The sequence below is a fragment of the Bradyrhizobium sp. Leo78 genome, from assembly GCF_059512425.1.
This window is the reverse complement of the sequence record NZ_JCAMOT010000024.1, coordinates 96,891-108,825: the sequence shown is the minus strand read 5'-3', so window position 1 is coordinate 108,825 and position 11,935 is coordinate 96,891. Positions and strand designations below refer to the sequence as shown.

Below are 11,935 nucleotides of genomic sequence, written 5' to 3'. Positions count from 1 at the left end.
CCGCCCCGCCTAACTGAAGGCGGCCGGACAACAGGCAAGGGAGGGCTACGATGGCATCCGACGGCAAGACTGGGCTTCAGCTTCGTTCGTTGAGCGGCGAGCTGGAAATTTCGCTTGTAGAGGTGCCAATCCCCGAACCCGGCCCGGACGAGATCGTGGTCCGCGTCGAGGCCACGCCGATCAATCCGTCCGACCTCGGGCTCCTGATCGGCCCTGCCGACCCCTCGACCGCCAAGGCTTCCGGTACCAAGGAATTTCCGGTTATCTCCGCCAAGGTGCCGCAAGCGGCGCTTGGCGGGCTTGCGGCGCGGCTCGACCAGTCGATGCCGGTCGGCAACGAAGGCGCCGGCGTCGTCGTGAAGACCGGATCGTCTGACGCGGCGAAGGCGCTGCTCGGCAAGACGGTCGCGCTGCTCGGCGGCGCGATGTATGCGCAATATCGGCTGGCGCGGGCGAAGGACGTGCTGGTGCTGCCCGAGGGCACCACGGCTGCGGAAGGCGCCTCCTGCTTCGTCAATCCGCTGACGGCGCTCGGCATGACCGAGACCATGCGGCGCGAGGGCCACAAGGCGCTGGTGCATACCGCGGCCGCCTCCAATCTCGGCCAGATGCTGAACAAGATCTGCCTCAAGGACGGCATTCCCCTGGTCAACATCGTGCGCAACAAGGCGCAGGCCGACATCCTGCACAAGATCGGCGCCAAGTACGTCGTCGATTCCTCCGCGCCGACATTTATCGACGATCTCACCAATGCGCTGGTCGAGACCGGCGCCACCATCGCCTTCGATGCGATCGGCGGCGGCAAGCTCGCCGGCCAGATCCTCAATGCGATGGAAGTCGCGATCAACAAGACCGCCAAGGAATACAGCCGCTACGGCTCGGCCGTGCACAAGCAGGTCTATGTCTATGGCAGCCTCGACACCGGACCGGTCGAATTGCCGCGCGGCTTCGGCATGGCGTGGGGCGTCGGTGGCTGGCTCCTGACCTATTTCCTGCAGAAGCTGCCGCCGGCGGATTTCGCAAGGTTGCGTCAGCGTGTGGTCGACGAACTCAAAACGACCTTTGCAAGCCACTACACGCAGGTGGTGTCGCTGCCGGAAGCGCTGTCGCTTTCCAACATCGCCATCTATGCCAAGCGCGCAACCGGCGAGAAATTCCTGATCAATCCGAATAAGTAGCGTCGTAGCCCGGGTGAAGCGCCAGCGTAACCCGGGACCTTCCTAGACGTTGATGCAGATGCCCCGGGTTGCGGGTTCCGCTCCACCCGGGCTACGGGCGCCACATTTCCCGCCAGGCTCATTTCCGCGAACGCTGTGTTTCTGCAATTGCATGTTCCATGCACTTGCATTCTTTTCGGCGTGGCGGCTTAAGTCCCCCGTCGAACTCCTCGATCAAAGGGAAACCAAATGGCCTACACCGTCGTCACCATCGCAGGCAGCCTGCGCAAGGAGAGCTTCTCGCTGAAGATCGCTCGCGCGCTTGCCAAGCTTGCGCCGTCCTCGCTGAAGCTCGACGTCATCACGCCAGCCGGCATTTCCTTCTTCAACCAGGACCTGGAGGCCAACCCTCCGGCCGACTGGCTGGCGTTCCGGGAGAAGCTGCAGCAGTCGAACGGCATCCTGTTCGTGACGCCGGAATACAATCGCTCGATCCCGGGCGTGCTGAAGAACGCCATTGATGTCGGCTCGCGCCCCTATGGCAAGAGCTCGTTCAACGGCAAGCCGGTCGGCATCGTCAGCAATTCGCCGGGGCCGCTCGGCGGCGTGTTGGCCGCCAAGCACCTGCAGAACATTCTTCCGGGGATTACGGGGCCGATCCTGCAGCAGCCGGAGATCTATCTGAATGCGATCGGCGACGCCTTCGACGCCAATGGCGAGGTCACCAAGGACGCGCTGCGGCAGGTGCTGCAGCAGTATATCGACGCGTTCGCGGCGCACGTTGAAAAGCACAACAAGTGATTTCGTTTTAGGAGTCCATTAACCGCGGCGTCCCAAGCTGCGGCATGGTCTCCCGCACGCGCCTCAAGTCGATCCTGACCGGGCTCGCCCTCTACACGATGGCGGCCCTGATGATCGGCTATTTCGGCGTCAATGCCTATACCGGCAAATACGGCCTGAACGCGCGGCAGGAGCTCGACCAGGAGATCATCGCGCTAACCTCCGAGTTGCAGCGGCTGAAGAAGGAACGCGCTGAGGGCGAGAAGCGTGTCGCGTTGCTCCGGTCCGAAAGCCTCGACCCCGACATGCTGGATGAGCGCGCCCGCTACCAGCTCGATTACGCCAGCCCGCGCGACCTGGTGCGGATCAGCAGGCCGAACTAGAGCATTTTTCGGTTCTGATTGAATCAGAACCGAAGCTCTAGATTCTTGTTTTGACGCGTTTTCTTTACGCGAACCGGCGTCCACCCTCGGATCGAGTCCGAGGGCATGCTTCGCTTGAAAACGCTCTAATTGTCGAGTCGTCCCAACTGCCGTAAGGTGGAAGCGCTTCGAGCGCAGTAGCCCCGTTGGGGCAAAAAGAACGCATCAAACGCCGGCGAGCCCCGCGATGGCGGTCCAGCTCCTACCGTGACTGACTTTGACGAAGGTCAAGCAAGCCATGGTCCGCAGGCCCTATATTATTGGGTTAAGGGAGGAGTATCAGCGGGATGAAGGAGCTCAAGCTCGCTCATCATGCGGCCCGTGTCGAGGTCGCGATCGAATCCGGCCAGGCCGCGCGATCCGCGCTGGTGGCGTCATGGCGACGGTCTTCCCGATTGCATCAGCTTGATCCCGCCGGCACACGGCCGCCGCAACGGCTGACCGAGGCTGAGTTCCAACAGGCGCGGGAGCGCATCGCGCCGCTATTGCGCGCGGCGCAAGCCAGCATGGATCGGCTGTACCAGGCGGTGGGTGCCGCCGGCTGTTGCGTGCTGCTCGCCAATCACGATGGTATTCCGCTGGAACGGCGCGGGCATGCGGCTGATGATTCCACCTTCGAGGAGTGGGGCTTGTGGACGGGGGCGATCTGGAACGAGGAGCATGAGGGTACCAATGGGATCGGCACCTGCCTGATCGAGCAGCGCGTCCTGACCATTGACCGCGAACAGCATTTCTTCACCCGCAACACGCTGCTGAGCTGCACCGCAGCCCCGATCTATGACGAGCATGCAAGGCTCGTCGGCGTGCTCGATGTGTCCTCGTGCCGTGCCGACCGCACTGATGCCTTTGCCAGCCTGATTGCGCTCGCGGCGGGCGAAGCGGCGCGGCGGATCGAGGCCGAGCTGTTCCGCAACGCCTTTGCGAATGCCCGGATCGTGCTGACGCCGCCGACCGAGGCCCATGGCGGCGGCTTGCTCGCGATCGACGGCGACGACCTCGTGATCGGCGCCACGCGTTCGGCGCGGCTCGCCCTGGGTATCCCGCCCGACCGCGCCCTCCGGCCGGTTCCGGCCGCCGACCTGCTCGATGGCCGGGCAGGGCGCTGCGAGCACCTCGGCGACGCGCAGCGTGCGGCCCTGCAGCGGGCGCTGGCGCGGGCACAGGGCAATGTCTCGGCCGCGGCGAAAGCGCTCGGCGTCAGCCGCGCCACCTTGCACCGCAAGCTGAAGCGCTTCGACCTCAAGGGGCATTAAGGCGGAACCGCGCGATTCGGCGCTGACGGTGGACGCTGTGTGTGGAACACGGGATGATTGGCCGTGTGGCGCTCGACGGGCTGTGATCAGGTTGATAAGCCCCTCTCCGCAAGGAGAGTTTGAGTCGGGACATGACCGTTGCGATCGAGATGGGGCACACGACAGCCGGCGCCCCGGCTGTTCTGGATCTCGAGGAATTGCTGGCGACCCGCCTCTTGGTGCAGGGCAATTCAGGCTCCGGCAAATCCCATCTGCTGCGTCGGCTGCTCGAACAGAGTGCCGCCTGGGTGCAGCAGGCCATCATCGACCCCGAAGGCGACTTCGTGACGCTGGCCGATCGTTTCGGTCACCTCGTGATCGATGCCGAGGACCATACCGAGCGCGGCCTGCAGGTTGCCGGCGAGCGGGCGCGCATCCATCGCGTCTCCACGGTACTCAATCTGGAGGGACTGGACGCAGAGAACCAGATGCGCCGCGCCGCCGCCTTCCTCGGCGGACTGTTCGACGTCGAGCGCGACCATTGGTACCCGATGCTTGTGGTGGTGGATGAGGCGCAGCTCTTCGCGCCGGCGATCGCCGGGGAAGTGTCGGACGAAGCGCGCAAGCTCTCGCTCGGCGCCATGACCAACCTCATGTGCCGTGGCCGCAAACGTGGGCTTGCGGGGATCATCGCGACCCAGCGACTTGCGAAGCTCGCCAAGAACGTCGCGGCCGAGGCCTCCAATTTCCTCATGGGCCGGACTTTCCTTGATATCGACATGGCGCGTGCCGCCGATCTTCTCGGCATGGAGCGGCGGCAGGCGGAGGCCTTCCGGGACCTGGAGCGCGGACAATTCATGGCGCTGGGTCCGGCACTGTCCCGCCGTCCGCTAGGGCTGCGCATTGGCGCGACGGATACCCACGCGCGCAATGCGACGCCGCGCCTGCTGCCGCTGCCGGAAGCGACGCTGGAAGATGCGCGCGCCGTGATCCTCGCAGCGCCGCCGCCCGAGGCTGGCCGGCCGCAGCGCCGGCCGGCGCCGGATCTTCTCGAGCAACTCAGGGCGGCGAAGTCCGCGGTCCCGGATATCAGCCCCGAGGCGATCGAGCTGCCAATCAGCGACGAGGAGCTGGCCGAGCGGCGCGAGCAGGTGGACCGGATCCTGAGCGCGGTCCTGGCAGAGCCCGATGCGGGCTTCCGCGCCATCGGCGTGCTCTATCAGGAGTTCGTGGTCCGCTGCCGGATCGAGGGTCTCGGTTCGGCCGTGCCGGACCTGAATGACTTCCGCCGCATGCTGACGCGCGCCCGCGCCGGGCTCGGCTCCGATCTGGTCGAGGATGACGCATGGCAGGATGTCTCGCTTCGCGCCTCCATTTTGCCGGAGGACATGCAGGGCGTCTTCATGATGATCGCTCGCGCGGCGAAGGAGGGCTGGCCGTGCCCCAGCGATGCAGCGATCGCGCGCGCCTATGGCTCGCACTCGCTCCGCCGCGCCCAGCGCCTGCTGACCTATATCGAGGATCAGGGCCTGATCGTCTGCCAGCTTGACGGTGCAGGTCGGCGGATCGTGACGCTCGTCGAGCTGGCCTGGGCGACCGCCCCAGGCGGCCCGAATGCCGAGGAACTGCCGGCGGAGCAAAGCTGCAGCACTGCGTCGCTGTGATGCGACGATCGGGCTGGGCTTTCTTGTCGGCCCCCTACCTGATAGTGTGAAGTTATGAGGCTCGATTGGCGACTGCCTTTGAAGGCGGGATACGCTGTTGATTGCGGTTGGGCCTAACCGTCGTACCCGGAATCGGCAGTATCGATTGAAACGGTGAAACTCGTTCGCTGCGAGTAACCTATGGGCAACGTCGGGTTTGCGACACGCGTACCGTTATCGCATGATTTCCACCATCCGGGCATGACCTGGATTCCAGGCGGCACATTCCGGATGGGGACAGACAATTGATGAATGGAAGCATCCTTAGGCGCTCTCCTTACTGCCTGTCGAACGATGCAAGGTGTAGCGGATTTGATGCCAGTCATGCCTTCGGTCGACCAACTCGGTCGTATCATCGCCACTGTCGCAGCTCCGGCGTTCCTTCTTGGAGCCGTCGCCGCCTTTATCTCTGTGCTCGTTTCCCGGATCAACCGGATCATCGATCGCGCGCAGTTTATTCACGGCATTCCTGACGATGATTCCTCCAAATCATTCCTCAAGGCTGATTTGCCCCGCCTCAAACGGCGGGCCGCGCTTCTGAACAGGGCGCTGTTCTGCGCTGTTGTCTCGGGAATTCTCACGGCGCTCATCATCATTGTCGCTTTCGTCAGCGCGATGTTCGATCTGGCGCACGAGTACGGGGTCGCGCTGTTGTTCATCGGCGCGCTCGTCCTGTTTTGCCTGTCTCTGATCGACTTGGCGCGCGAGACGCGAATTTCCCTTCATGACAACGATCTGCGCGGGTAGGCCCAAAGGCCATCCCGTCAACGGCGTTTGCGTAATCGTGGGCTGCGCCGTCATCGCATCACTCGGAGACATATGGTCGCTGCTCCCTTGCGACGCGCAGCTTGACATGCAGTAAAATTACTGCATGTTGATCTCGGTGGACGACGACCAACTCGACAATGTCTTCAAGGCGCTCGGCGATCCCGTGCGTCGCCGCATCCTTGATCGCCTGGCGAAGCGTCCCGGGCAGTCCTTGTTTGAGATCTGCGCTTCGTCGGTCGCAGAGGATGGCAGAAGCCTGTCGCGACAAACGATCTCGCAGCACCTCGACATGCTGGAGCGGGCTGGGCTGGTCCAGACGCATTGGAGCGGGCGCACCAAGATGCATAGCTTCGACACTGCGCCTCTGCGGAAAGCAGCCGATGCCTGGCTCAACAAGCATCTGAAAAAAGGGAGTGGAACATGAGGATCTATGTCATGAGCGTCTTCGTTGACGATCAGGCCAAAGCCCTGGATTTCTACACGGAGAAGCTGGGCTTCATCGTCAAGCACGACATCCCGCTCGGTGGCGATCATCGCTGGTTGACTGTTGTGTCGAAGGAGGCGCCGGAAGGAACCGAACTCCTGCTTGAGCCGAGTGAGCACCCTGCCGTCGGGCCATACAAATCTGCGCTCGTGAACGATGGGATTCCTGCAGCGTCGTTCAAGGTGGATGATCTCGAAAAGGAATTCGAGCGGTTGCGCCAGCTTGGTGTCGAATTCACGGTACAGCCGATGGATGCTGGCCCCGTCAGAATGGCTGTCTTCGATGATACATGTGGCAATCTCATTCAGCTCGTCGAAATGGTCGACGGAAGGTGAGGGCGGCAACGTCAACGGCGCGGCCTCACATATCGGCTACGGGTCGGAAGCGGCGAAGCCTAGCGCATGTCATACCCGATCTGTCGTCGGCGGCAGGTGTTCGAGCCGGTTCTGGCGGCGTCGGGCTCCTTTGACGCGCGTGAAATGAAGGAACCTTCACTACAGCTCCAATGTTACACTCACCCGAGCGCGCGAGACGCATAGCATCAGCCGGTCCTGCCGCTTCGACGTCGGCAACACCTTGTCGCGATGCAGGACAATACCGTCGCGATAGCCACATTCGCAGGAGCCGCAGACGCCCATCTCGCAGGACGACGGCAGCGGGAAATCATGCTCGCGCAGCACATCGAGCAACGACTTGTCCGCAGGCACCAGAATCCGCTGCCCGGTGGACGCCACGGTGGCTTCGAACGGCTCGGGCTTGAAGTTCTCATCCACCGTCATCTGAAAATGTTCGCAGTGAATCTGCTCCTCGGACCATTCCGACAGCGACGACTGCACGGCATCAAGCAACCGTTGCGGTCCACAGATGTAGACGTGGGTGCCGGGACTGGGCGGACCGATCACCGCCGGATCGAACCGTTCGCCGTGTTTAGAGAACCAGCACTGCAGGTGATTGCCGCAGACCTGCGCCAGTTCAGCGAGCAGCGGCGCCTCCGACGGCGACCTCGCACAATAGTGGAGCGTAAATGCCTTGCCCCACTGCTTCAGGCTGCGCGCCATCGCTAGCAATGGCGTGATGCCGATCCCGCCCGCGATCAGGACATAGCGTTCTCCGTCCGACATTAGAGGAAGATTGTTGCGCGGCGCGGAGATGTGGACCTCGCAGCCCTCCTTCAGCGTCTGATGCGCCCACACCGAGCCGCCACGGCCGTTCGCCTCCCGTTTGATGGCGATCTCGTAGCGCGCGGTGTCGGCCGGATCGCCACACAGGGAGTATTGCCGCACGCGCCCGTCGGGCAGGCGCATATCCACATGGGCACCCGCGCTCCATTCAGGCAGAGCGGGCCGCAGGGGATGAACGAGCTTCAGGTGAACAACGTCCGGTGTCGAGAAGCTCAGCTTCTCGACACGCAGCTTCATGATCAAACGTGCTGTCATGGGCTGAGCAACTCGATCTCGTCGCCTGGGCGGATGATGCCGCCGCGCTCGATGCCGCAGTTCAGTCCGGAGCGATTGTAGAGCGGGAGGAAGACCGGCAGACCCAAAAGCTCTTCCAGGTACTTGCACGGAAAGTTTAGCCGCCCGCCGCGCAGGATCACGTCGCCGACGCGAAAGCGCCTCCCGACGAGATGGTTCAGCGGCACGCCCTTCACTGTCAGATTGCGGCGGTGGTCGCGCGGCTCCAGCGCGATCGGCCCCTGCTGCAACGGAGGATCGTTGCGGGAGAGCGCATCCAGCGCTTCCTGCTCGATCAGCGTGACCTCGCGCACATCGGGCTTCGGCGAATAGGTGCCGAGACCGTTATAGTAGCGGTCGCCGACGATTCCCCGCCCGGCCACGCATTCCGCTTCGGCAAGCTCTTCCATCTCGTAGCTGGCGCTTGGCGCGACGTGGATGTGCAGCAGGACGCCGCGCCACTGCGTGGCGCCGCCGTCTTTGATGATGGCGACCGAACCTGCGGGATGCGCGAACGCCTCGATCATTTTCGGCGGCGGCCGCTCTGGCGAATGCATGTTCACGGCTCATCCTTTCGTGCGTAGCGCAATGGCTTCGACTTCCACCAGCGCATCCTTCGGAAGCCGCGCGACCTCGATGGTCGAGCGCGCCGGAGGCGCATTGCTGAAGAACTCGGCGTAGATCCCGTTCATCACGGCGAAGTCGTCCATGTTCTTCAGGAACACCGTGGTCTTGACGACGCTCTCGAAGGAAGCGCCGCCTGCTTCCAGCACCGCGGACAAATTGGCCAGCGACTGGCGTGTCTGCTGTTCGATGCCCTCCGGAATCGTCCCGCTTACAGGATCGATCGGAAGCTGCCCGGACGCAAACACGAGCTGGTCGGTGCGCACGGCCTGCGAGTACGGACCCGCAGCGGGCGCGGCTTTGTCGGTGCTGACGAGGAATTTGGTGGTCATGTGGTCTTCGCTTTCTTTTTCTGACGTTCGAGTCCGGGTCTATCCCGCGAGAAATTCCTCGCGGTTCATGTTGGCTTTGCGTGCGCGCTGATACTCGATGATGCGCGCGGTTTCGCTGGCGACGGCTTCACCCAGCATGCGCTGGATGATGTGCAGCGTGGTGTCGATGCAGAGCGATACGCCTCCGCCCGTCACCACCGCACCGCTGTCGACGATGGGAGCCTCCTGCGCATCGATCTGCGGATACGTGCTGCGCATCCGCCCGAGCGGTGACACCTCCGGTGGTACGATCGCGCGTTTCGTGGTGGCGGCGATGCCGTCGAGCACGCCGCTGGCCGCGAGGATCATGCCGCCCGTGCATACGGACGCCACCTGCGTCGAGGCATGGACGCGCCTGACATAGTCGAGCGTTGCCTCCGACGCGGCCTGCTGCTCCCACCCCGGACCGCCGGTCACGATGACGACATCGCACACCGGAGCATTGTCGATGCCGAACTGCGCGATGACGTCGAGACCATTGGACAGGCGGATGATGCCCGCCTTCGGTGCGATGGTGCAGATGCGGATGCGAGGAGCGATCCGGCGTGCCATGGACAGCACGCCGAAGGTTGCGAGATCAATCGGCTCGACGCCGTCGTAGATGAAGATGCCAAACAGCATGGAGCTTTTCCGCTTCAGCCGATAGTTTCATCCTTGGTTTCCCGCGCGGCAAAGGCCGCCCACAGCGTCAGGATGGCGATGCCGATCATCATCACCGAGACGCCCGTGGTGCCGCCGAAGTAACCGACCAGCGCCGTAGCGATGATCGGCGAGAATCCGCCGCCGATGGCGGCCGCCGTGCGCCGCTGTAGCGAACCCGCGGCCCGAACAGTTCGGGAAAGTAGCTGGATTCCAGTCCGAACATCATGCCGTGCCCGAAATTCATGGCGATGATGATGGCCAGCGTCACCGTGGCGACGCTCTTGGTTTCCAGCATCCAGAACAGGGGAAACGCGAAAGCGATGGTGAACACTGCGCCGAGCATGAAGAACACGCGGCGACCGATCTTGTCCGACAGCCAGCCGAACAGAGGCAGCGTGATCAGCTCGAACAATGCGGCATACATCACCGCATCGAGCATCATCTGCTTGGGCAGCGCCAGTGTCGTTGTGGCGTACACGACCACGAACACCGTGAGCATATAGACCCAGGACACTTCGGACAGCTTCAGGCCGACGGCGATGAGGAATGTCTTGAAGTTTTTGCCGAGAGCCTCGCCGAACGGGTTCTTCGAGAACGAGTCGGTGGCCTTCATCTTCTCGAAGACCGGCGTCTCCGGAACCCGCGAGCGGATGAACGTACCTAGCGCGAGCAGCAGGACGCTGGCCAGGAACGGAATGCGCCAGCCCCACGCCTGGAAGTCGGCCTCGGGAAGCTTCGTCGCCAGCGCAAACACCAGCGTCGCCAGCACCAGGCCGATGGGAAAACCGATCTGCACGAAGCTGCCGTAGAAGCCGCGCTTGTCGGCGGGCGAATGCTCGATGACCATCAGCGAGGCGCCGCCCCACTCGCCGCCAAGGCCGATGCCTTGAATGATGCGCAGCAGGATCAGGAGGATGGGGGCGAGCACACCGATGGAGGCGTAGTTCGGCAGCAATCCGATGCAGAACGTGCTGAGGCCCATGATGAACATCGTGAGCACGAGCATCGACTTGCGTCCCATCCGGTCGCCAAAGTGCCCGAACAGCGCGCCGCCTAGCGGGCGGGCCACAAAGCCGACGGCGTAAGTGCCGAGCGCGGCAAGCGTTCCCGTCAGCGGATCAATGGTCGGAAAGAACGCCTTATTGAACACGAGCGCCGCAGCGGTCGCATAGATCAGGAAGTCATACCACTCAATGATGGTGCCGACGCTGCTCGCAATCACGATCGATCGCATCTTGGAGCCAGCCGTTCGGGTGTCAGATATGGTCGCAGCAATGCTCATTTCCAACTCCTCAAAAAACCCCGGGAACACATTTCCCGTTTATGAGAGGTTTTTCCAAAGTAGTGGATGCAAGCGGTGTGCCGGAATTCTTCCGCCGAAAACGCTGAGCTTTTTCGCAAGCTCGAATGCTTTGATGAATTTGGAAGCTGCTGGCGCTCAAAAAAGCCCGCAAATTCGGCGCTGCATGCGATTGCGGCAAGGCGCCCGCGACCGCGCGCCGACGCCCATCAATTGACCGAAGTGACTGAAAAAGCGGCTCTGGCCGCAGCATCGGTCACGGCGGATCACGTCGCGGTTAGAAGATTAGTTTCCACTTCAGTGGATCACGATCGTACCTTCGCGGTGTCGATCACGAGGAAATACTCGCACGGCGTCTTGCCGAGATTGAGGAATGAATGGTCGGCATCCGCCTGGAAATAAAGCGAATCCCCCTGATTGAGATTGACGCGCTGATCGCCGATCGAGACCCGCATCCGTCCGCGCAGCACGAAGATGTACTCCTCCACGCCCCGACGATGGGCCACGAAGTTTCCGGTGTCCGCTTCCGGCGGTAGCGTGTTGAGCACCCAGTCGATCCCGCGCCCGGGAAGCACGGGAGAAATACACCGCCGCAGGAAGCCGGATTCCTCGTCCCTCAGGATCGGCTGGCGGGCGGCCGGGATATAAACGATTTCGCGTTCGACCGCGGGCGCCATCAGTTGCGAGAACGTGACGCCCAGCGCTTCCGCCAGCTTGGACAGGATCACGGTGGAGGGAACCGTCTCGCAGCGCTCGATCTTGGAGATCATGGAGCGGCTGACACCGGATGCCTCGGCGAGCTGTTCGAGCGAGAAGTTGTTCTTCTTCCGGAAATGACGAATCTCTTCGGCGAGAACCGAAAGCTGAGAACTGTCACTGGGATCTAAAGTGCTCAAACCGGTAATCCTTTTGATGAGCACTACTCTTACGGATTCAGAGTGGTAAGGGCAATCTGGAGGTTGGATGGGGGCAGTCGCTGTCCTTGTGGTTTATCTGCG

General features: G+C 62.7%; 14 protein-coding genes. 8 read left to right on the top strand and 6 right to left on the bottom strand.

The window, feature by feature from the left end:
• The first annotated feature begins 50 nt into the window (after nt 1–50).
• The 8 genes from AC5ZG1_RS27250 to AC5ZG1_RS27215 all read left to right on the top strand — a co-directional run bounded on the left by AC5ZG1_RS27250 (nt 51) and on the right by AC5ZG1_RS27215 (nt 6,881).
• Entirely contained in the window at nt 51–1,178 is a 1,128-nt protein-coding gene (locus AC5ZG1_RS27250; RefSeq protein ID WP_496134601.1) for a zinc-binding dehydrogenase, read from the top strand.
• 228 nt (nt 1,179–1,406) lie between these two features.
• Nucleotides 1,407–1,958, top strand: a complete 552-nt coding sequence (locus tag AC5ZG1_RS27245) for an NADPH-dependent FMN reductase (RefSeq protein ID WP_456644381.1) — start codon at nt 1,407–1,409, stop codon at nt 1,956–1,958.
• A gap of 44 nt (nt 1,959–2,002) precedes the next feature.
• On the top strand, nt 2,003–2,320 hold the full coding sequence (locus tag AC5ZG1_RS27240; protein WP_208822764.1) for an FtsB family cell division protein: 318 nt from the start codon (nt 2,003–2,005) through the stop codon (nt 2,318–2,320).
• A gap of 326 nt (nt 2,321–2,646) precedes the next feature.
• Nucleotides 2,647–3,612: a GAF domain-containing protein gene (locus AC5ZG1_RS27235; protein ID WP_496134600.1), complete on the top strand. Its 966-nt coding sequence runs from the start codon at nt 2,647–2,649 to the stop codon at nt 3,610–3,612.
• A 131-nt stretch (nt 3,613–3,743) separates the two neighbouring features.
• On the top strand, nt 3,744–5,255 hold the full coding sequence (locus AC5ZG1_RS27230; protein WP_496134599.1) for a helicase HerA domain-containing protein: 1,512 nt from the start codon (nt 3,744–3,746) through the stop codon (nt 5,253–5,255).
• A gap of 363 nt (nt 5,256–5,618) precedes the next feature.
• On the top strand, nt 5,619–6,041 hold the full coding sequence (locus AC5ZG1_RS27225) for a DUF2721 domain-containing protein (protein WP_245475074.1): 423 nt from the start codon (nt 5,619–5,621) through the stop codon (nt 6,039–6,041).
• A gap of 124 nt (nt 6,042–6,165) precedes the next feature.
• Complete coding sequence (locus AC5ZG1_RS27220; RefSeq protein WP_496134598.1) at nt 6,166–6,486, top strand: ArsR/SmtB family transcription factor; 321 nt, start codon at nt 6,166–6,168, stop codon at nt 6,484–6,486.
• Complete coding sequence (locus AC5ZG1_RS27215) at nt 6,483–6,881, top strand: VOC family protein (RefSeq protein ID WP_456644378.1); 399 nt, start codon at nt 6,483–6,485, stop codon at nt 6,879–6,881. Before AC5ZG1_RS27220 ends, AC5ZG1_RS27215 begins: the two co-directional genes overlap by 4 nt.
• A 159-nt stretch (nt 6,882–7,040) precedes the next feature.
• Here AC5ZG1_RS27215 and AC5ZG1_RS27210 read toward each other — a convergent pair whose 3' ends face one another.
• The 6 genes from AC5ZG1_RS27210 to AC5ZG1_RS27185 all read right to left on the bottom strand — a co-directional run bounded on the left by AC5ZG1_RS27210 (nt 7,041) and on the right by AC5ZG1_RS27185 (nt 11,833).
• On the bottom strand, nt 7,041–7,982 hold the full coding sequence (locus AC5ZG1_RS27210; protein WP_496134597.1) for a PDR/VanB family oxidoreductase: 942 nt from the start codon (nt 7,980–7,982) through the stop codon (nt 7,041–7,043).
• Nucleotides 7,979–8,557 carry an MOSC domain-containing protein gene (locus AC5ZG1_RS27205; RefSeq protein ID WP_496134611.1) on the bottom strand — a complete coding sequence of 193 codons (579 nt, stop codon included), beginning with the start codon at nt 8,555–8,557 and terminating at the stop codon, nt 7,979–7,981. The genes AC5ZG1_RS27210 and AC5ZG1_RS27205 overlap by 4 nt, the downstream gene beginning before the upstream one ends.
• A 9-nt stretch (nt 8,558–8,566) precedes the next feature.
• Nucleotides 8,567–8,956: a RidA family protein gene (locus tag AC5ZG1_RS27200; protein WP_130229886.1), complete on the bottom strand. Its 390-nt coding sequence runs from the start codon at nt 8,954–8,956 to the stop codon at nt 8,567–8,569.
• Between the two features lie 39 nt (nt 8,957–8,995).
• On the bottom strand, nt 8,996–9,616 hold the full coding sequence (locus tag AC5ZG1_RS27195; RefSeq protein WP_496134596.1) for a DJ-1/PfpI family protein: 621 nt from the start codon (nt 9,614–9,616) through the stop codon (nt 8,996–8,998).
• Nucleotides 9,617–9,707: 91 nt separating this feature from the next.
• Nucleotides 9,708–10,919, bottom strand: a complete 1,212-nt coding sequence (locus tag AC5ZG1_RS27190; RefSeq protein ID WP_496134595.1) for an MFS transporter — start codon at nt 10,917–10,919, stop codon at nt 9,708–9,710.
• A 323-nt stretch (nt 10,920–11,242) separates the two neighbouring features.
• Nucleotides 11,243–11,833 carry a helix-turn-helix domain-containing protein gene (locus AC5ZG1_RS27185; protein ID WP_245475073.1) on the bottom strand — a complete coding sequence of 197 codons (591 nt, stop codon included), beginning with the start codon at nt 11,831–11,833 and terminating at the stop codon, nt 11,243–11,245.
• Between the last annotated feature and the right edge of the window lie 102 nt (nt 11,834–11,935).